General features: G+C 69.9%; 19 protein-coding genes and 1 tRNA gene. 7 read left to right on the top strand and 13 right to left on the bottom strand.

What is annotated here, in order from left to right; translation table 11 throughout:
• Positions 1 to 18: 18 nt before the first annotated feature.
• Complete coding sequence (locus tag LCL87_RS07390) at positions 19 to 672, bottom strand: alpha/beta fold hydrolase (RefSeq protein WP_225018218.1); 654 nt, start codon at positions 670 to 672, stop codon at positions 19 to 21.
• 24 nt (positions 673 to 696) lie between these two features.
• On the opposite strand from LCL87_RS07390, the gene LCL87_RS07385 reads away from it, so the two are divergent.
• Both LCL87_RS07385 and LCL87_RS07380 read left to right on the top strand, forming a co-directional pair.
• The gene (locus LCL87_RS07385; RefSeq protein WP_225018216.1) at positions 697 to 2,208 is read left to right on the top strand and encodes an SDR family oxidoreductase; all 1,512 of its coding nucleotides are present in this window, start codon (positions 697 to 699) and stop codon (positions 2,206 to 2,208) included.
• A gap of 106 nt (positions 2,209 to 2,314) precedes the next feature.
• Positions 2,315 to 2,806: a hypothetical protein gene (locus tag LCL87_RS07380; RefSeq protein ID WP_225018214.1), complete on the top strand. Its 492-nt coding sequence runs from the start codon at positions 2,315 to 2,317 to the stop codon at positions 2,804 to 2,806.
• Between the two features lie 30 nt (positions 2,807 to 2,836).
• Here the strand turns inward: LCL87_RS07380 and LCL87_RS07375 are convergent, their stop codons facing one another.
• On the bottom strand, positions 2,837 to 3,622 hold the full coding sequence (locus tag LCL87_RS07375; protein WP_225018212.1) for a WYL domain-containing protein: 786 nt from the start codon (positions 3,620 to 3,622) through the stop codon (positions 2,837 to 2,839).
• On the opposite strand from LCL87_RS07375, the gene LCL87_RS07370 reads away from it, so the two are divergent.
• Complete coding sequence (locus tag LCL87_RS07370) at positions 3,609 to 4,340, top strand: alpha/beta fold hydrolase (protein WP_225018210.1); 732 nt, start codon at positions 3,609 to 3,611, stop codon at positions 4,338 to 4,340. The genes LCL87_RS07375 and LCL87_RS07370 overlap by 14 nt on opposite strands.
• 69 nt (positions 4,341 to 4,409) lie before the next feature.
• On the opposite strand, the gene LCL87_RS07365 is transcribed toward LCL87_RS07370, so the two are convergent.
• The 3 genes from LCL87_RS07365 to aztD form a co-directional block, all read right to left on the bottom strand.
• Positions 4,410 to 5,027, bottom strand: coding sequence for a lipocalin family protein (locus LCL87_RS07365; RefSeq protein ID WP_225018208.1), 618 nt, complete (start codon positions 5,025 to 5,027; stop codon positions 4,410 to 4,412).
• Between the two features lie 81 nt (positions 5,028 to 5,108).
• A complete protein-coding gene (locus tag LCL87_RS07360; RefSeq protein ID WP_225018206.1) occupies positions 5,109 to 5,588 on the bottom strand; it encodes a 2-isopropylmalate synthase in 480 nt (159 codons plus the stop codon).
• A gap of 176 nt (positions 5,589 to 5,764) precedes the next feature.
• Positions 5,765 to 7,027, bottom strand: a complete 1,263-nt coding sequence (gene aztD / locus LCL87_RS07355) for a zinc metallochaperone AztD (protein WP_225018204.1) — start codon at positions 7,025 to 7,027, stop codon at positions 5,765 to 5,767.
• A gap of 142 nt (positions 7,028 to 7,169) precedes the next feature.
• Here aztD and LCL87_RS07350 point away from each other — a divergent pair, with 142 nt between their 5' ends.
• Positions 7,170 to 8,501 carry a M23 family metallopeptidase gene (locus LCL87_RS07350; protein WP_225018202.1) on the top strand — a complete coding sequence of 444 codons (1,332 nt, stop codon included), beginning with the start codon at positions 7,170 to 7,172 and terminating at the stop codon, positions 8,499 to 8,501.
• A gap of 93 nt (positions 8,502 to 8,594) precedes the next feature.
• Here LCL87_RS07350 and LCL87_RS07345 read toward each other — a convergent pair whose 3' ends face one another.
• From LCL87_RS07345 to LCL87_RS07330, 4 genes are all read right to left on the bottom strand, one after another.
• Entirely contained in the window at positions 8,595 to 9,356 is a 762-nt protein-coding gene (locus LCL87_RS07345; RefSeq protein WP_225018200.1) for an alpha/beta hydrolase, read from the bottom strand.
• Between the two features lie 194 nt (positions 9,357 to 9,550).
• Complete coding sequence (locus LCL87_RS07340) at positions 9,551 to 11,032, bottom strand: flavin-containing monooxygenase (protein ID WP_225018198.1); 1,482 nt, start codon at positions 11,030 to 11,032, stop codon at positions 9,551 to 9,553.
• 99 nt (positions 11,033 to 11,131) lie between these two features.
• Positions 11,132 to 12,139 (bottom strand): NAD(P)H-dependent glycerol-3-phosphate dehydrogenase, encoded by a 1,008-nt coding sequence (locus LCL87_RS07335; RefSeq protein WP_225018197.1) that lies wholly within the window; start codon positions 12,137 to 12,139, stop codon positions 11,132 to 11,134.
• 116 nt (positions 12,140 to 12,255) lie between these two features.
• On the bottom strand, positions 12,256 to 12,462 hold the full coding sequence (locus tag LCL87_RS07330) for a hypothetical protein (protein WP_225018196.1): 207 nt from the start codon (positions 12,460 to 12,462) through the stop codon (positions 12,256 to 12,258).
• A gap of 127 nt (positions 12,463 to 12,589) precedes the next feature.
• Here LCL87_RS07330 and LCL87_RS07325 point away from each other — a divergent pair, with 127 nt between their 5' ends.
• A complete protein-coding gene (locus LCL87_RS07325; protein ID WP_225018195.1) occupies positions 12,590 to 13,744 on the top strand; it encodes an alkaline phosphatase family protein in 1,155 nt (384 codons plus the stop codon).
• A gap of 85 nt (positions 13,745 to 13,829) precedes the next feature.
• Positions 13,830 to 14,804, top strand: a complete 975-nt coding sequence (locus LCL87_RS07320; protein WP_225018194.1) for an alpha/beta hydrolase — start codon at positions 13,830 to 13,832, stop codon at positions 14,802 to 14,804.
• Position 14,805: 1 nt separating this feature from the next.
• Here the strand turns inward: LCL87_RS07320 and LCL87_RS07315 are convergent, their stop codons facing one another.
• The 4 genes from LCL87_RS07315 to LCL87_RS07300 all read right to left on the bottom strand — a co-directional run bounded on the left by LCL87_RS07315 (position 14,806) and on the right by LCL87_RS07300 (position 16,879).
• The gene (locus LCL87_RS07315; RefSeq protein ID WP_225018193.1) at positions 14,806 to 15,252 is read right to left on the bottom strand and encodes an SRPBCC family protein; all 447 of its coding nucleotides are present in this window, start codon (positions 15,250 to 15,252) and stop codon (positions 14,806 to 14,808) included.
• A 62-nt stretch (positions 15,253 to 15,314) separates the two neighbouring features.
• Positions 15,315 to 15,959 (bottom strand): LON peptidase substrate-binding domain-containing protein, encoded by a 645-nt coding sequence (locus tag LCL87_RS07310; protein ID WP_225018192.1) that lies wholly within the window; start codon positions 15,957 to 15,959, stop codon positions 15,315 to 15,317.
• Between the two features lie 17 nt (positions 15,960 to 15,976).
• A complete protein-coding gene (locus LCL87_RS07305; protein ID WP_225018190.1) occupies positions 15,977 to 16,450 on the bottom strand; it encodes a DUF309 domain-containing protein in 474 nt (157 codons plus the stop codon).
• Between the two features lie 355 nt (positions 16,451 to 16,805).
• A tRNA-Met gene (locus LCL87_RS07300) sits at positions 16,806 to 16,879 on the bottom strand.
• Positions 16,880 to 17,033: 154 nt separating this feature from the next.
• Here LCL87_RS07300 and LCL87_RS07295 point away from each other — a divergent pair.
• Positions 17,034 to 17,846: a mycofactocin-coupled SDR family oxidoreductase gene (locus LCL87_RS07295; protein ID WP_225018189.1), complete on the top strand. Its 813-nt coding sequence runs from the start codon at positions 17,034 to 17,036 to the stop codon at positions 17,844 to 17,846.
• Positions 17,847 to 17,858 lie beyond the last annotated feature (12 nt).

Raw genomic sequence — 17,858 nt, 5'->3', positions numbered from 1 at the left:
TTGTCCCGACGACGCCGATCACCCGATGTCGAACAGCTCCACGGCCGCGGCGACGGTCCGCGCGACGACGTCGGCCCGGTCGGGGTCGAGTCCGTGCCGGCCGCCCTCGATGAGCAGCAGCGGGTGCGGGGCCGGGATCAGTTCGAGGGCCGCCTGCATCTCGTCGGGGGTGCCGAACGGGTCCCGGTCGCCGTGCACGAACAGCGACGGATAGCGAAGGTCCGGAAGGTGTTCGGTGCGCTGCTTCTCCGGTTTGCCCGGCGAGTGCAGCGGGTACGACAGCAGCACGAGACCGTCCGCGAGGTCGGGGCGCTCGGCGGCGAGCATCGTGGACTGGCGTCCGCCGTACGAGTGCCCGGACAGGATCAGCGGGCCGTCGGCGAGGCCGCGGATCGCGTCGGCCGCGGCGACGATGCCGTCGCGGTCCTCGCCGGCGCGGGCCTGGTTCGGCGGGCCCGCCGCGCGCCGCCGCCGGAACGGCAGGTTGTAGCGCAGTACCAGGAAGCCGCGTTCGGCGAATCCGGTGGCCATGGCCTGCAACAGTTTTGCGTCGAGGTCGCCGCCAGCGCCGTGCGCGAGAACGAGTTTGCCGACCGCGTCGCCGGCCGGACGGTGCAGGTATCCGTACACGTCGTCGGTGTCGAGGAGGACCGGTTCGTCGAGCGCGCTCATGAGTGTGGAGGTTACCGTGGAGTGATGTCGCGACTGCGGGTGCTCGTCACCGGCGCCACCGGCTACATCGGCGGGCGCCTGGCCCCGCGGCTGCTCGCCGCCGGGCACGACGTCAGGGTGATGGTGCGCTCCCCCGAGAAGCTGCGCGACATTCCGTGGGCGAAACAGGTGGAGATCGTCCGCGGCGATCTCACGGACCCCGAGTCGCTGGAGGTGGCGACCGAGGGCATGGACGTCGTGTACTTCCTGGTGCACTCGATGGGCGGCTCCGAGGAGTTCGTGGAGGCCGAGCGGATCGGCGCGTCCAACATGGCGGCCGCCGCGAAGACCAGTGGCGTCGGACGCATCGTCTACCTGGGTGGACTGCATCCCGAGGACACCGACCTGTCGCCGCACATGCGCTCGCGCGCGCAGGTGGGCCGGATCCTGATGGACTCCGGGGTGCCGACGATGGTGCTGCAGGCCGGGGTGGTGATCGGGTCCGGGTCGGCGTCGTTCGAGATGATCCGGCACCTGTCCAACCGGCTGCCGGTGATGACGACTCCGAAGTGGGTGAACAACCGGATCCAGCCGATCGCGGTGCGCGACGTCCTGTACTACCTGGTGGCGGCGGCCACCGCGCCGCTGCCGCGCAGCCGCGCCTACGACATCGGTGGCCCCGACGTCCTCACCTACGGCGACATGATGAAGGTGTACGCCGAGGAGGCGGGCCTGCGCCGGCGCCGGGTGCTGGTGCTGCCGGTGCTCACGCCGCGGCTGGCGGGCCTGTGGATCGGGCTGGTCACGCCCATCCCGAGCCGGCTGGGACGGGCGCTCATCGAGTCGCTGCACAACGACGCCGTCGCCGCCGACCACGACATCGACGACGTCATCGCGCCGCCCGAGGAGGGCCTGACGCCGTACCGGCGCGCGGTGCAGTTGGCGCTGCGCCGCATCAAGAACGGTGAGGTGGAGACCAATTGGGCCAATGCGTCACCGGTGGGGGCGCCGTCCGATCCGCTGCCGTCCGATCCGGACTGGGCGGGGGAGGTGGTCTTCACCGACGAGCGCAGCGCGGAGTGCGACGCGGACGCCGACACGTTGTGGCGGGTGCTCGAGAGCATCGGCGGCGAGAACGGTTGGTACTCCTTCCCGCTGGCGTGGGTGATCCGGGGCTGGCTGGACCGGCTGGTGGGCGGTGTCGGGCTCACCCGCGGTCGGCGGGACGCGCGACACCTCAACACCGGTGACCCGCTGGACTTCTGGCGGGTCGAGGAGATCGAGCGCGGCCACCTGCTGCGGCTGCGCGCGGAGATGCGCACGCCGGGCGGGGCGTGGCTCGAGTGGCGGGTGGTCCCCGACGGTCCGGACCGCTCCCGGCTCGAGCAGCGGGCGATCTTCTTCCCGAAAGGCGTTGCGGGCAGAGCGTACTGGTATTCGATCCTGCCGTTCCACGGGGTCATCTTCAAGGGCATGCTCGCCAACATCACCGGCGCCGCGGCGCGGGAGTACGCGGCGGCGGCGAAACCCGGCACCCGGCCGCATCCCGACGCGTAGGCTGGCATTCGCCCGGACTCCGGAAATCTGCCTCGTCGGAGATGCTGCCATGCGCTGTTCCGCCGCTTGTCGCCCGTTCGTCCGTATCGTGATAGTGGCGGCCGCCGTGGCGATTCCGCTCGGTTCGTCCGGTATGGCGACCGCGGCCCCGGTTCCGCCCGCGCCGTTCCAGGTTCCGGTGACGTTCGTATCGGCGTGCAGCACCGTGGGTTTCATCTGCTGGGTGCCGAACAAGATTGCGGCGGTGACACCGTCGTCGGTGGTGACAGCCCCGGGCGTGGTGACCTTCGCGGCGGCGCCGTCGGCGACGGTCGTCATGCCCATCTCCACGCTCGACTGCATCGATGTGTCGATCGCGTGGCGGAACCTGGCGACGGGCGCCACCGGCGACACCGTCCTCCGTGCGCAGCCGACCATCGAGGCCGGTCGACCTCTCACGCCCGACGAGTTGTGCCGGTACGTGCCCGCGACGGCGGCCACGGGACGCGGCACGGTCGTCGCGTCCGCCGACGTGTCCAATTCGGTCCATCCACCGCGGAGTGACCTGTGGCCGCAGGTGCAGATCCATGCCGGGTTCGGGGTGCTGGAGGTTCCCTAGCTGTACCGACCCGGATGGTGATCGATTGCCTCACTCACCGCCGCGGCTCACGGATCTGGCGGTCGATGGGGGGCCGCCGATCTCGTCGATGCCGTGGTCGCCACAGCGAGTCTTGGTCACGCCGGCGTGTTCGATGCTCGTCACCAGGAACCACCGCATTTCATCCCGTAGCCGGCACCAGCCGATCAGATACCAGCGACCATTCGTGGACGCGAAGATCACCGGCTCGACGTCGCGGGTGGTCTTGTTGCCGTCACGCGCGGTGTAGCGGATGCGCACGACGCACTGCTCGGCCATCGCCTCCTCGAGTGCCGATCTGACCGCCCGCGTGGCAGTCGGTTCGGCATCGACCCAGACGCGACGCGCGAGTTCGTCGGCCTTCTTCCGGGTCCGAGGATCGAGCACATCCAAGATCTTCCGAACGCCGGCCGAGGCGAGGTCGGCATAGGGTGCGTCGGGTGCGGCCGATACCGCCGTGAGAAGGGCCACCGCCTGGGCCGGGGTCAAGCTGATGGGCGGGAGGTTGGATCGAGCGGCCAGACCGTATCCGCCGCCGGGGCCCGGACGCGACCAGATCGGCGCACCGCTGTTCTCGAGTGCATCGAGGTCCCGCTTGACCGTGCGCACCGACACGCCGAACTCGCTCGCCAGTTGGTCCGCCGTGCATCCACGAGTGCCGCTTCGACGCAGCATCTCCGTCAACGCGTGGAGCCGCTCTGCTCGCCTCAAATTCCCGTCCAATCCGAAATGATGCCAGAAATAGTGACATACCGTTGTCCAAGAGGCTTGCGAGGATTGCGGTATGACGACAACCACGAATGACCCGACGACCGTCTTGATCGCCGGCCACTGGCTGGGGGCTTGGGCGTGGGACGAGGTCCTGGAACACCTGACCGACCTGGGCCGGCGGGCCATCCCGATGACCCTGCCCGGCCTCGACGCGACGGACCCCGAACGCGCGTCGAGGACTCTCGACGATCAAGTAGCGGCGATCGAGCGGGTCCTGGCTGCCGAAGCCGAGCCGGTGGTCATCGTGGCGCACAGCGGAGCCAATGCTCCCGTCAGTCTGGTGCTCGACCGGCACCCCGAGCTGGTCGGCCGGGTGATCTGGGTCGACAGTGGCCCGGTCGCGCCCGGCACCGCTTTCGCCCCCGACGCCCCGGACGAACTGGAAGAGCTTCCACTGCCGCCCTTCGAGGCGCTCGGGGAGCAGGCCAGCATCGAAGGCCTGAGCGCCGACGTGCTCGCGCGCTTCCGGCTGCGAGCCGTCCCCGAACCCGGACCCGTGCTGCGCCAAACCGTGGAGCTCGACAACGATGCACGCCTGCGGGTTCCGACGACGCTGGTGTGCTGCTCACTCCCGAGTGCGCAGCTGATGGCGCTGGCCGAGGACGGCCATCCCATGTTCGCCGAGGTCACCAACCTCGAGAACCTCGAACTCGTCGATCTCCCGACGGGCCACTGGCCCATGTGGAGTCGTCCCGCCGACCTCGCCCAGGTCCTCGCGGCAGCGGCGGCTTCGCCGGTCGGCTGAACCGCACGCAAGCAGGGGCCGGCCGAACCCGGCCGGCCCCTGCTCGATCCTGCCGAACCCGGCGTCCGGTCAGATCGTGCAGAGCGGGGCGATGTCGGAGCGCCCGCCGGTGGTGGGCGAGGTGAGCACCAGGCACGAGTTGTAGCCGCGCGACTCGACGACGCTGCGGATCTGCTGCCAGCCCTCGGCGCTCACCGCGGGGGTGCGCGAGAGCACGAAACCGGAGACGCGGGCCGGGTCGCCGACGAATGCCCACGAGTAGTCGTCGGCCAGATAGGTGACCACGTAGTTGGTGGGGCCGTCCGGGGAGTTCTGGAACGGCACCGACGGGAAGCTCACGTGCAGTTGGGCATTGGTCACCGGGTCGTTGACGCGGGCATTGCCGACGATGCCGTTGGTGCCGCCGCTCCACGTGGTGCAGGAGTTGTTCACGCTGACGTTCGACGCGTCGAGCACGCCGTACGTGGCGTGGGTGTCGCGCGCGCAGTCCAGGTTGAACGGCTGCGGGACCGCGGCCAGCTGGTACCACGTGCCGGCGTAGCGGGCGACGTCCAGCGACGGGATCGGGGCGAGCGGCTGCCACAGGTCGGCGGAACCGGTGGGCTGGGCCGCGGCGGGCGCGGCGGTGACGACGGCCGCGGCGGTGGCGGCGAACAGTCCGGCGGTGAGCTTCTTCGCGACAGACATGGGTGGTCCTTTCCGGGGGAGGCGGTCACTCGGTATTCGGTGCCGCCTCCCGTCCGGATCGGTCGGAAGATCAACTTTCTTTCAGCGGTGCAGCAGGTTGGCGCCCGCGATGATCGCGTCCCGCGCCGACGCGTTGCAGTCCTCGGCGATGGCCATCGCCCAGCGGCGCTCGCCGTCGTGCTCGGCGAGGATGAACGTGGCCGTGCCCTCCGACGTGCGCTGCTGGTGGAACGACAGGATCTCGAGCTGGAAACCGGCGTCGAACAGCATCGACGTGAGCGCCGCGATGGGGCCGGTGGCGGTCGCCGACGCGGACGAGATGCGGTCGCCGAGCCCGAGGGTGGCGATGAAGGTGTGCCGGCCGGCGCCGAGGTGCTCCGACGCCCAGCTGCCCAGACGGACCGGGCCGCCGGCGGGGGCGAAGCGCTGCGCGAACTCGGTCCAGCTCAGACCCTGCGCCTGGGCGCGCAGGTCGCGCGGCAAGTGCATGCCGAAACGCTGGAAGAACGGATCGTTCGAGAACGTGGAGGTGGTGGTGGCGAAAGCCTGTGAGGTGCGCATTTTCGGGGGTCTTCCTGAAGTGAAGGAAGGACCGACAAGTAGATAGCTCAACGACCCGCAGCGAGGGGTCGGTCCGAATCAGACCCCGCTACGGCGGTGAACTACTACCTGGATGCGCTGCATGACCGAGGAGTCTAAGCGCGACTCCCGGAAACACGCAACCCTCCGGGTGAACGTCAGCCGCGCACGCCGGTGATCTCGTCGGGGGTGTGCGGCAGCTCGGCGGTGGTGGTGACCTGGCCCTTCTCGTAGTCGACGGCGTGGATCCGGTTGGTGGCCGGATCGGTCACGTACGCGATGAAGCCCTGCACGAACAGCGCCGGACGAGCCGTCTGCCACTCCTGCGGTTCGGTCCACGGGTCGAGCACCGGGACCGTGCGGAGCACCGCACCGGACGTCGGATCGAGCACGTGCAGCGCGCCGTCGGTGCCGAGGACCAGGGCCTCGCCGAACGCGCCGCGGCCGAGCGACCGGAACGTGTAGCTGGTGCCGAGGTCCACCAGGCGCAGCTCGCCGGTGACGGTGTTCGTCAGCGACACCCGCGTCGGACGCTCCAGGTCGGCGTCCGGGTCGCTCTTGTAGTCGCCGAGCACGACGGTCGACTCCTCCGAGCCGGCCTGGTTGCCGATCCGGCCGTACGGGTCGGGGCTGGTGACCTTGGTGATCGCGCCGTCGCGGTAGATCAGCAGGCCGTCCTGGCAGCCGAACACGACGGTCTCGTCGGCGGCGACGGCCTCGCCGTGCACGCCCGGGCACTGCTCGCTGCGGGCGATCTCGGTGCGGGCGGCGTCGTAGACGACGATGCCGGTGCGGGTCTTCGCGTCGCCGAGCGTGGTGATCAGTCCACCGTCGGCGAGTTCGACGGCGACGCCGTGGTGCGCGACGGAGGCGGTGAACGTCGTGGTCTGTGGCGTGCCGTCGGCGAGGGTCGTCGGGTCGAACGAGTCGACGCGTCCGGTGCCGTCGTCGAACAGGACGGTCCGGCCCGCGTGCCGAACGACGTGGCCGGGCTTGTCGGCGTCGAACGTGACGTCGGTGAGGGCGGGCGCGGCGGTGTAGTGGTGCGCGTGGTCGCCGTGCGCCTCCGACCAGGCCCCGGTGTCGAGCACGCGGAAGCCGTCCTCGGTGGAGACGATCACGTGCCGCTCGTCGCCGGCCGGGTTGAGCCGGTTGAACCCGGCCAGCTCGGATTCGCCTACCACCGAGAGGTTTTCGGCGTCGAGGACGTGGAGTCCGCCGTCGTAGGTGACGGCCAGTCGCGGTGTCGCGGCGCGGGCCTGCGCGGGCTTGGCGGAGGTGGACTCGGGGCTCGCGGCCGCGGCGGCGGTCACGGTGGTGGTGCCGTCGTCGGCGCCCGAGCAGCCGGCGAGCAGGGCCGCGCACGTCGCGACGGACGCGGCGACGGTGAGGCGTCGGGAGGTGGGGTCGATGCGAATCATGCCGCAAGGTCTATCGGGTAATGAAAATCATTGTCAAAGGTGAAAGTGTGCATTCGTGCATATGGCCGCCCTCGCGGCGCGTTACTGTGCCCCTGCAACACGGATTCTTGCTTGCCGGCTCCATCCAGACCGAGGACGGAAAATGAGCACAGCGTTGTCTGCCACCGTGAAACGGCCCCTCCGATCGGGGGCGATTGCCGCTGTGGCGCTGGCGGTGCTCGTGGCCGGCTGCTCGTCGAGCGAAGATGCGACTCCATCGAGCGAAACATCGACGACGGCAGCCGATCTCGCAAACGTCACCGTGCCGGACGCGTACACGGGGCTGGTGCTCGCCCCGATCGGCGATCCCACGTTCCCGTTCCTGGGTAGCGACGGCAAGTATCACGTGGCCTACGACCTGCAGCTGACCAATGCGACGCCGGTCCCGGCGACGCTGGACAAGATCGACGTGGTGGACGGAACCGACCCGTCGAAGGTTGTCGCGTCGTTCTCCGGCGCCGCGCTGGTCGATCCGAATTGCGCCGTGGGCGACTGCAATCGGCTTCGCATGCTCACCGCGCCGCCGGCCACGTCCACGGCTGTTCCCCCGCAGGAGAGTCGAATCCTGTTCCTCGACTTCAGTTTCGAATCCCTGGATCAGGCGCCGAAGAGCGTCCTGCACCACCTGTACGGTAGTGCCGCCGCGTCACCGGCCGCCCGCGAACCGGCGTCGGTCGACTACCTGGCGATGCCGCTGGACATCGACGGTGGGTCGCCGCGCGTGATCTCGCCGCCGCTGCGCGGCGACAACTGGGTGGCCTTCAACGGGTGCTGCCTGCCCGGGCTCCCGCACCGGTCGTCGCCGCTGCCGGTCGACGGCAAGATCAACAACAGTCAACGGTTCGCGATCGACTGGAAGCGGGCCAACGACCAGGGCGAGTTCTACAGCGGGGACAAGACGAAGAACGAGAGCTACGTCGACTACGGGTCCGAGGTGTACGCGGTGGCCGACGGCACGGTGGTCGCCACGCTCGACAATGTGCAGGCCAACGCCCCGGGCACCCTGCCCGCGTCGGTCCCGGAGCTGGCCGCGAAGCTCACGGTCGAAAACGTGGACGGCAACCACATCGTCCTCGACATCGGCGGGGGCGTCTACGCGCTGTACGCCCACTTCATCGAGGGATCGCTGCTCGTGAAGCCCGGCGACAAGGTCAAGAAGGGTGACAAACTGGCCAAGCTCGGCAACACCGGCAATGCCAACGCGTCGCACCTGCACTTCCAGCTGATGAACGGCCCGAGCCTGCTCAATGCCGACTCGCTGCCGTATGTGTTCGACAACTTCGAGTACTCGGGTCAGGTGCCGCTCGAAGAGGTCCTGAACGCGGACGACTACATCTCCGGCAAGTACTTCCAGGACAAGCTCGCCACCGCGGAACCGCGCAAGGATCAGCTTCCGCTCAACCTGGCGATCGTCGGCTTCCCGTCGGGCGACTAACCCCCAAGTCGCTATCCGCCGCCAGGCCCCACCGGCCGCTTGGTGGCGGTGTCGGCGTCCGGCACGAGGGTCGGACGCCGACACCGCCTCACGTCAGTCCGATGTCGCGCCGGCGGTCCGGCCGAGATGCCGGGCGAAGAATCGGGCCGAGCTGTCGCGCTCGTGCTCGGGCACCTCGAAGTACCGGCCCGGGTGGGCGTGCAGGGCCTTATCGGTGGAGGCGAAGGCGTCGAACAGGGCCAGCCCGGAGGCGCGCTCGATTTCCTCGTCGTCCCACGGAATCCGGTACTCGACCGGGACGGTGACCCGTCGTGCCACCTCGATCAGGGCGTCGTTCACGAACACCGCACCGAGGCTCAGCGCGGCGACCCGGGGGTCGGCGGCCGCCAGCAGCAGCCCGGTGGTGACGCCCAACGTCATTCCGCCGTAGCCGATCTGCGCGTCGGCGCCGATCTCGGGCAGCGCCTGCAGCGCGTCCAGGGTTGCCTGCCATTCCGGCACCGCGCGCTCGGCCACCGACATGTTGTGTTCGACGACGATCGGGGCGAGCGGCTCGCCCGCCGCCCGGGCCCGATGGATCGCGTCCACCCGCCGTTGATCCTCGACGCTTCGCGGGCGGTCGCCGTGCCCGGGTGCGTCGATGGCGGCGACGGTGAACCCGTGGGCGGCGACGCTGTGTAGCGCGCCGGCCACCAGCCCCGGCGCCCGCTTGTGCATACCGCCGGAATGCCCCGACAGCAGCAGCGGCCCGCCGCCGGTTCCGGATGCGGGCGACCAGAGCACGCCGGTGATCTCGTCCAGGGTGAAGGTGCGTTCGACGACACCGTTCGACGATGTCTCGGAAGTGAAATGCATGGTGTGGCCTTTCGGGAGTGCCTTGAATTTCGGCGCTCCCGGCGACACCTACGTCAATCGCCCGACCGTGCACACGAGTGGGAGCGCCCACATGTTCGTTGCGTACATGGGTCTCACCTCCTGGCGTGAAGTCACGGTCGCGGACACGCTAGCAACCGGCGCCGGATCGCGTCCAACCATTTTCTCCGACCTCGTCAGGCCGCCGGCTCCGATTCGGCGCGGAGCAACTCGTAGTCGGCGGGATCGACGACCCGGGTGCGCCGCCGGTAGTCCCACGACGAACCCGGCCACAGCGCGTGGTTGGACCCGCGGGCGTCCAGGTACCAGCTGGCGCAGCCACCGGTGCTCCACACGCCGCGCGAGAGCCGTTCCCGCAGAGACGCATCGAACGAGTTCTGGGCGTCGGCGCGGACCTCGACGGCGCCCGCGCCGTGCTGTTCGGCCAGGCGCATCGCGTCGAGCGCGTGCGCGATCTGCGCCTCGATCATCACGATCACCGAATTGTGGCCCAGGCCGGTGTTGGGGCCGGACAGGAAGAACGCGTTGGGCATCCCGGACATCGTGACGCCCAGGTGGGTGCGGACGCCGTCGCGCTGCCAGCGTTCGAGCAGGCTGACGCCGCCGCGGCCGACCAGGTGCATGCGGTTCATCGCGCCCGCGACGCGGAACCCGGTGGCGTACACGATGACGTCGACGTCGCGGCGGGTGCCGTCAGCGGTCTCGATCCCGTCCGGGTGGATCGCGGTGACCGGGTCGGTGACCAGGGTGGTGTCCGGGCGGGTCAGCGTGGGATAGAAGTCGTTGGAGCGCAGGATCCGCTTGCAGCCGATGCGGTAGTCGGGGGTCAGCGCGTCGCGCAGGGCCGCGTCGGGCACCTGCTTGCGCAGGTGGGCGAGGGCGCGGGCCTGGGTGCGCTCGAGCAGTCGCGGACGGCCGAGCCCGACGCCGAGCACCTCGCCGCCCCAGTAGGTGACCGCGCGGAACAGCCTGCGCGCCAGCGTGCTCCGTCGGCTCGCCGCGACCGCGGCACGGAACCTCCGGCGCGGCAGGATCCAGGCCGGGGTGCGCTGGAAGACGTGGAGCTCGGCCGCGCGCTCGGCGAGGTGCGGTGCCAACTGGACGCCGCTGGCGCCGGTGCCGATCAGCGCCACCCGCTTGCCGGTGAGGTCGACGTCGTCGCGCCAGGCCGCCGAGTGCATGCTCGCGCCCGCGAACGTCTCGGCGCCGGGCAGCTTCGGGATGCGCGGCACGTTCAGGGCCCCGGACGCCATCACCAGGTACTGCGCCACGAACTCGCGTCCGGTCTTGTCGAAAACATGCCAGCGGCAGTCGGACTCGTCCCACTGCGCCCCGGCCACCTCGGTGCCGAACTCGAGGTGATCGGCCAGGTCGTGCCGGTCCGTCAGCTCGGACAGGTAGTCCAGGATCTCCGGCTGCGCGGCGTGGGAAGACGTCCAATCCGTCTTGGGGGCAAACGAATACGAGTACAGCACCGACGGGATGTCGCACTCGCAGCCCGGATAGGTGTTCTGCCGCCAGGTGCCGCCCACGGCGTCGGCCTGCTCCAGGATCAGGAAGTCGCGCTCGCCGCGGCGGGCGAGTTGCAGGGCCATGCCGAGTCCGGCGAATCCGGCGCCGACGATCAGCACCCGGGTATGACGAACCGACTCCGACACGCTGCATCCCATCCGTGAGGTTCCCGCAGCGCTCCCCTCACCGCCTGACGTCAGCAGTGTGCAACTTGAACGGTGTTCAAGACAAATCGGTCGGGCCGGTCAGGCCACCTCGTCCTCGCCGCCCGCCTGGACTTTCCGCAGGCCACGGTAGGCCTCCTCGGGTGTCCGGCGTCCGGCGACGACGGCCTCCACCTCGGCGGCGATCGGCATCTCGACGTCGTAGTCGCGGGCCAGTTCCATCACGGTCGGCGCGGTCTTGACGCCCTCGGCCACCTGCCCCAGCTTCTCCACCGCCTCGTCGACGGTGAGCCCGCGCGCGATGGCCTCGCCGACGCGCCGGTTGCGCGACGCCGGGCTCATGCACGTGGCGATGAGGTCACCGACGCCCGTGAGTCCGGCGAACGTGCGCGGGTTGGCGCCCATCGCCTCGCCGAGCCGGGTCATCTCGGCGAGACCGCGGGCCAGGACCATCGCGCGGGTGTTGTCGCCGACGCCCAGGCCGTCGGCCATGCCCGACGCGATCGCCACGATGTTCTTGAGCACACCGCCCAGCTCGCAGCCGAGCACGTCGGTGTTGCGGTAGACGCGGAAGACCTTGGACGCGAACAGCGGTTGCAGCGCTGTCGCGACGTCCTCGTCCTGCGTCGCGACCACCGATGCGGCGGCCAGGCCGTCGGCGATCTCGCGGGCGATGTTCGGGCCGGCGAGCAGTCCGACCGGGTGGCCGGGCAGACATTCGGAGATCACCTCGGTGGGCCGCTGCCGGGTGCCCGGTTCGAGGCCCTTCGCGAGCGAGAGCACGGGCACCCACGCGCGCACGTCGTTGGAGATCAGGCCCAGCGTGCTGCGGATGGCGTGCGACGGCACCCCCACCACCAGCACGTCGGCCTCGTTCGCGGCCTCGACGATGTCCGACGTCGCCCGCAGGCTCTCCGGCAGCTCGTGCTCGCCGAGGTAGCGCGAGTTGCGGTGCTCGGTGTTGATCTCGTCGGCGGTCTCGGGGTTGCGCGACCACAGCAGCGTGGGGGTGTTGTGGGCCGCGAGCTTGGCCACCGTGGTGCCCCACGACCCGGACCCGAGGACGACGACGCGGACCGGTCGGGCCATCAGTGATCACCTCGTGCACGGACGAATCGGGGACTCATGGACCCAGGTTGGCACTCCCGACCCGTTCGTGGTGCCGATTCCGGCGCCAATTGTCGAGCCGGCCCGAATTTGCCGGGTCAGCCCGAGAGCCCGCTCCAGAAGTTGTAGACGTCCACGAGGGCCTGAACGAACGGTGCGATGACGGCGCGCACGGCGTCGGCGAGGGGGAGCGGCAGGCTGCCGAGCGGGTCGGGGCCCGGCGGATTCGCGCCGGCCACACCGCCCCCGAGCAGAACGAGTATCCCGACAATTCCCACCGTCACGGCAATTCTGGTCTTGTTCATGATCATTGCATCGTCCGGTCGGTGAAGGCCGTAACACCGGGGCGTCGGGTTTCGCATTCGAGACGACTGCGCGATGTGCCGCCCCTACAGTTGGGGGCGACGCCAGCATGCCGAGCGACGATTGCGAGTGCCTCCCGTGTCGGACGACCTGCCCGTGCGCGACGTGTACGCCGAGCCCACGCTCGCCGACGTGCTGCCGTCGGTGCTCGCCTCGCTCGGCGTGCCCGATGAGGCGAACCGGCTGGGCCTGCCCGAGTCCGATCGGACCGTGGTGCTGCTGATCGACGGCCTCGGCTGGAACCTGCTGCGCCGCAACCTCGATGCCGCACCGTTCCTCAACGGCATCGAGGGGCGTGCGATCCGGGCCGGGTTCCCGACCACCACCGCGACGAGCCTCGCGTCGTTCGGCACCGGGCTGCCGTCCGGGCGGCACGGGATCACCGGGTACGTCTCGGACGTCGCGGAGGCGGGCGGGCCGTTCAACTGGCTGCGCTGGCAGCGCGTCGGCGACCACCGCGACATGCTCGGCCAGGTGGTGCCGGAGCGGATCCAGCCGTCACCCACAGCCTTCGAGCGTGCGACGGCCGCCGACGTGGTCGCGACGACGGTGCTGCCCCGCGAGTTCGGCGGAAGCGGACTCACCCGCGCAGTCCTGCGCGGTGGCCGGTTCGTCGGGACCGTCGCATACGGCGACCTGCTGCACTCGACGGTGCACGCCGCGACGGCGGGGGAGCGGACCCTCGTCTACTGCTACCTGAGCCAGATCGACACCCTCGGCCACGTGTACGGCCCGGGCAGCGACCCGTGGGTGGCGCAGCTGACGATCGTCGACCGGTTCGTCGAGGACCTCGTCGCGCACCTCGGCCCCGACGTGAACCTGCTGGTGACCGCCGACCACGGCATGGTGTCCGTCGACCCACCGCACCGCGTCGACTTCGACAAGGAGCCGGCGCTGTCGAGTGGGGTCGTCGCGCTCACGGGCGAGGCCCGCTGCCGGCACGTGCACACCGAACCCGGGCGCGCCCCCGGCGTCCTGAGCCGGTGGCGGGAGCTGCTCGGGCCGCGGGCCTGGGTCGGCACCCGCGACGACGTCGCCGCCGCCGGGCTGCTGGGACCGGACCCCACCCCGGCCGCGCTGCGCCGGGTTGGGGACGTCGTGATGATCGCCCGCGGTGCCACCGCGGTGGTCCGCAGCGAGGCCGAACCGCGGATGTCGATGCTGGCGGGCCAGCACGGCGCGCTCACCGACGACGAACTCCTGGTTCCGCTGCTACAGGTTTGATGTCGCTGCGGGTTGCGGCGTCGGACTCTAGGGTGGCGGGCGGGGTGGGCCTAACCACCCGCGGGGAACGACGACTGGGGGCACGATGCGCACGCGCGAGACGACGATCATCCGGCACTGGAAGGTGAGCTGGCTGGCCTGGCTGGTGTTCTGGATCGCGCGGATCTTCGTCAAACCACTGTTCGCGGCGTGGCCCACCACCGACCGCGGCATCGCGGCCCTCGGCCATCTCGAGAAGGTCGTCGACCGGTTACCCAAGCCCAAGGGCGTCACGATCGAACCGATGACGCTCGGTGGGGTGCCGAGCGAACTGATCAGCCACCACCGCAAGGCCACCGACGCGCTCGCGGGCGCGACCGTCCTGTACTTCCACGGCGGCGGATTCGTGTTCTGCGGCTTGGCCACTCACCGCAGCCTGTGCGCGCTGCTCGCGGCCCGGGCCGGCATCCCGGTGATCTCCGTCGAGTACCGGCAGCTGCCCTACGGCGGCATCGGCACGTCCATCAACGACGCGATGGCCGCGTACACCGACCTGCTCGGCAAGGCCGAGGACCCGACGAAGATCATCCTCGCCGGCGACTCGGCGGGCGGCTACCTCGCGATGAAGGTGGCCGAACTGGCCGCAACTCGCGGCATGGTGACCCCGGCCGCGGTGATCGGGTACTCGCCGCTGCTCAACTTGGCGCTCGAGAAGCACGACCCCGACTACATGCGCCGCGACGCCTACCTGCCGATGAATCAGGTCGAGGCGCTCAAGGACAAGTGGGCCGGCGGCCCGGACCCGATCGTCGGCGCCGATTCGCCGATCGAGGCCGACCCGCGCGTGTACCCGCCGGTGTTCTTCAGCGTCGCGCAGTACGAGCTGATGCGCCCCGACGTCGAGGCGATGACCGCTCTGCTCGAGGACGCCGGGCAGGCCGTCGAGACGCACGTGTGGAGCGGCCAGATCCACGCCTACCCGGTGATGGGCACGGTGCTGAAGGAGTCGACCATGACGATCGCGTTCAGCCTCGACTTCGCCCGCCGCGCACTGGGTTACCGCGGCCGGCACTCGGCCTGAGCTACCGCCCCAGCGCCTCGATCTGCTTGCGCAGGTTCGCCTCGGTCTGCTTGATCGCAGTGGTGACGAACGGCTCGATCAACTTCCCGAGCGCCCTGCCGGCCAGCCCGCCCGGCAGCTCGTAGCCGAAGTCGACGGACAGCTCGGTGCGGTCGTCGCCGACCGGGGTGAACATCCAGCTGGACCGGTTGCCGAATCCGGCGACCGAGGACAGCGTGATGAGCCGGTCCCGCTCCCACTCGGTGACCTCGACCGTCGACTTCAGCGCCTTGGGTCCCAGCTGCATCGTCGCGTCGTACGTGGCGCCCAGACCCTGGTCGAGGTCGCCGATCGGATCGAACCGGCTGATCCCGAACATCCAGTCGGGCACGTTCCGGTAGTCGTCGATGTGACCGAACGCGAGATCGACCGGAACGACGGCCACCGCCTTGTGCCGAACGTGAATCATGTCTTCTCCTCCCCTGGACTCCCCGGAGGTTGGACGCTAGTGCATCCGACGTGTGACGCCCGTCACCGGCGCCCCGAAAGTCGGAATTCGGCGATCTCGCGAGCGTTGTCGATCGCGTCGGTCAACGCCCGGTGCCGGTCGTCCGCGGTGTCGGCGGCCAGGACCGCGTACTTGTCCGCCGCCCCCATCGGCACCCACGACGCGAGCGCGTACAGGTGGTCGCCGGGCCGCTCGAGCACGTCGAACATGCGCGGCGGCGCGGGTGGTGGGTCGTCGCGCAGCTCCCGGATCCGGGTGAGCAAGATGTACAGCTCGGTGATCTTGTCGGTGAGGCGCTGGAGCTGGTCGTCCGAGGCGCGGCCCGACGCATCCACCGGCCACGGCTCGATCTCGGCGCGCGGGTACGGGTCGTCGCCGAGCCAGTGCTGGATCCGGATCCGCTCCTCTCCCACGCAGTCCAGCGCGTACCGGCCGTCGCCGATCCCGATGTGGGAGACGATCCGCACCGCGGTGCCGACGTCGTTGCGGACGTCGCCGCCGCCCACCTCGTGCCCGCGCGCGATGAGCACGGTGCCGAACACGGGACCCTCGGTCGCGGTGAGGCAGTCGCGGACGAGCGCCTGGAAGCGGGGCTCGAACACGTGCAGTGGCAACCGTTCCCCGGGCAGCAGTGCGGAGCCGAGGGGGAACATCGGCAGAACGGTCATTTGACCAGAATGGGCCATCAGGGCATCCGGAGACGTGGAACCGGGATCGTGTCGGGCGGGATGTCGCGGTCCAGTTCGACGATCAGATGGTCGGCCCACGCAACCAGGCCGGTGATGTCGAGGGCGTGCGGCGGGTTGTCCTCGAACGGGACGATGCGGTGCCGGCCCTGCCTGAGCAGAGAGACCGCGCCCGCGGGGTTGCCGCGCATCTGATGGGTCACCGCCACCGCCAACTGGGCCAGGCCCTGCCACAGCCCGCGCTCCTCGTGCGGCGCCTTCTTCCACGCCGCCTCGAGCACCTCGTGCGCGTGGAACGGCAGGTCGTGGTCGAGCAGGCGCTGCGCCTCGGTGATCGCCTCGCCGGGATCGAGATCCAGGTCGTCGGGCATCGTCGGAAATCCCTCCTCGCCCCACTCGAGCGGCCGACCCAGGCGGTCCCGGGGCCGGGCGTTGCGCGGCTTGCCGAGGGTGTCCCGATCGCGGTCGGCCATAGAAGCAATCTAGCCGCCGACAGGGGTGTCGGGGGAGGGGCAGCTTGGGCTGGGCCAGCGCTCGTCTCCGGGTTGCTCCCTGCTGCTGGGGCGGCGTCACACACCTTCTGCCGGCATCACACACCGATTCGATGCGCATTTCGTGTGTGTTGTTCGGAAAACCTGTGTGACGCCGGCGGTCGGCTCGACTGCCGCGGCGGCGGACGACGCGGGTGCGCGTCCGGGCAGTCCCGCGCCCGGACTCGTCTCCCGCCCGCGCGATCGGGGGTGCGGGAGGTCAGTTCGAGCGCGGCACCGGCGTCGGGGCAAAGCAAAAGACCCGGTATCGCAGGTGCGATACCGGGTCTTTCATTTGTAGCGGGGACAGGATTTGAACCTGCGACCTCTGGGTTATGAGCCCAGCGAGCTACCGAGCTGCTCCACCCCGCGTCGGTAATTTCAGACTACACGATGTTTCGGGGCCGATTTACCATCGAGGCGATCCGCGGCTGTGTTCCCGGTCACCGGAAAGCCGGCCCGCGGGCTCGAGTCGCCGCCTTAATCTGCCGAGATACTGCACGACGAGGGATCCGGAGGGATTCGCATGGCACTGCTCGAGAACAAGGTCGCCTTCATCACCGGCGCGGCACGCGGACAGGGGCGCAACCACGCGGTGCGCTTCGCGCGGGAGGGCGCGGACATCATCGCGCTCGACATCTGCGCGTCCGTGTCCGACGACGTCGGCTACCCGGCGGCCACGCCCGAGGATCTCGAGGAGACCGCTCGCCTGGTGCGCGCCGAGGGCCGCGAGATCGTCACCGCGATCGGCGACGTCCGCGACCAGGCGGACCTGCAGGCAGCCGTCGACGCCGGTGTGGAGCGCTTCGGCCGCCTCGACATCGTGGTCGCCAACGCCGGTATCTCGACGTGGAACCGCTTCTGGGAGATGTCCGAGGAGCAGTGGACCACTATGGTCGACATCAACCTCAACGGTGTGTGGCGCACCCTCAAGGCGGCGGTGCCCGCGATGATCGACGGCGGCCGCGGCGGCTCGATCGTCGTGGTCAGCTCGGCGGCCGGCATCAAGGCCAGCCCGGGCACGTCGAACTACACGTCCGCCAAGCACGGCCTGGTCGGCCTGACCAAGACTGCGGCGATCGAGTTGGGCGAGTTCGGCATTCGGGTCAACTCGATCCACCCGGGTGCGGTGGATACCCCGATGGGCCAGGACGCCAACGTCGGCAAGATCCTCTCCCAGTTCCCGCGCTACCTCGACAACTACAAGTGGCCGCTCGCCGGGCTCAGCAAGTGCAGCGTCGACGACGTCTCCGAGGTCGTGCTGTACCTGGCCAGCGACCGGTCGCGCACCGTGACCGGCTCGCAGATGTCGCTGGACCTGGGCATCACGAGCATTTGATTCCAGAGAGGG

Origin of the sequence: Prescottella equi, assembly GCF_020171745.1 — a bacterium.
Lineage (GTDB): Bacteria > Actinomycetota > Actinomycetes > Mycobacteriales > Mycobacteriaceae > Prescottella > Prescottella equi_A.
Note: the sequence above shows the minus strand (reverse complement) of the source record. Positions and strands in the feature narration are given on the sequence as shown.

Excerpts from the sequence above, each read along its gene's own strand:
- LCL87_RS07390 (WP_225018218.1), bottom strand. The coding sequence starts at position 672 with ATGAGCGCGCTCGACGAACCGGTCCTCCTCGACACCGACGACGTGTAC.
- LCL87_RS07385 (WP_225018216.1), top strand. The coding sequence starts at position 697 with ATGTCGCGACTGCGGGTGCTCGTCACCGGCGCCACCGGCTACATCGGC.
- LCL87_RS07370 (WP_225018210.1), top strand. The coding sequence starts at position 3,609 with ATGACGACAACCACGAATGACCCGACGACCGTCTTGATCGCCGGCCAC.
- LCL87_RS07365 (WP_225018208.1), bottom strand. The coding sequence starts at position 5,027 with ATGTCTGTCGCGAAGAAGCTCACCGCCGGACTGTTCGCCGCCACCGCC.
- LCL87_RS07360 (WP_225018206.1), bottom strand. The coding sequence starts at position 5,588 with ATGCGCACCTCACAGGCTTTCGCCACCACCACCTCCACGTTCTCGAAC.
- aztD (WP_225018204.1), bottom strand. The coding sequence starts at position 7,027 with ATGATTCGCATCGACCCCACCTCCCGACGCCTCACCGTCGCCGCGTCC.
- LCL87_RS07350 (WP_225018202.1), top strand. The coding sequence starts at position 7,170 with ATGAGCACAGCGTTGTCTGCCACCGTGAAACGGCCCCTCCGATCGGGG.
- LCL87_RS07345 (WP_225018200.1), bottom strand. The coding sequence starts at position 9,356 with ATGCATTTCACTTCCGAGACATCGTCGAACGGTGTCGTCGAACGCACC.
- LCL87_RS07335 (WP_225018197.1), bottom strand. The coding sequence starts at position 12,139 with ATGGCCCGACCGGTCCGCGTCGTCGTCCTCGGGTCCGGGTCGTGGGGC.
- LCL87_RS07330 (WP_225018196.1), bottom strand. The coding sequence starts at position 12,462 with ATGAACAAGACCAGAATTGCCGTGACGGTGGGAATTGTCGGGATACTC.
- LCL87_RS07320 (WP_225018194.1), top strand. The coding sequence starts at position 13,830 with ATGCGCACGCGCGAGACGACGATCATCCGGCACTGGAAGGTGAGCTGG.
- LCL87_RS07315 (WP_225018193.1), bottom strand. The coding sequence starts at position 15,252 with ATGATTCACGTTCGGCACAAGGCGGTGGCCGTCGTTCCGGTCGATCTC.
- LCL87_RS07310 (WP_225018192.1), bottom strand. The coding sequence starts at position 15,959 with ATGACCGTTCTGCCGATGTTCCCCCTCGGCTCCGCACTGCTGCCCGGG.
- LCL87_RS07305 (WP_225018190.1), bottom strand. The coding sequence starts at position 16,450 with ATGGCCGACCGCGATCGGGACACCCTCGGCAAGCCGCGCAACGCCCGG.
- LCL87_RS07295 (WP_225018189.1), top strand. The coding sequence starts at position 17,034 with ATGGCACTGCTCGAGAACAAGGTCGCCTTCATCACCGGCGCGGCACGC.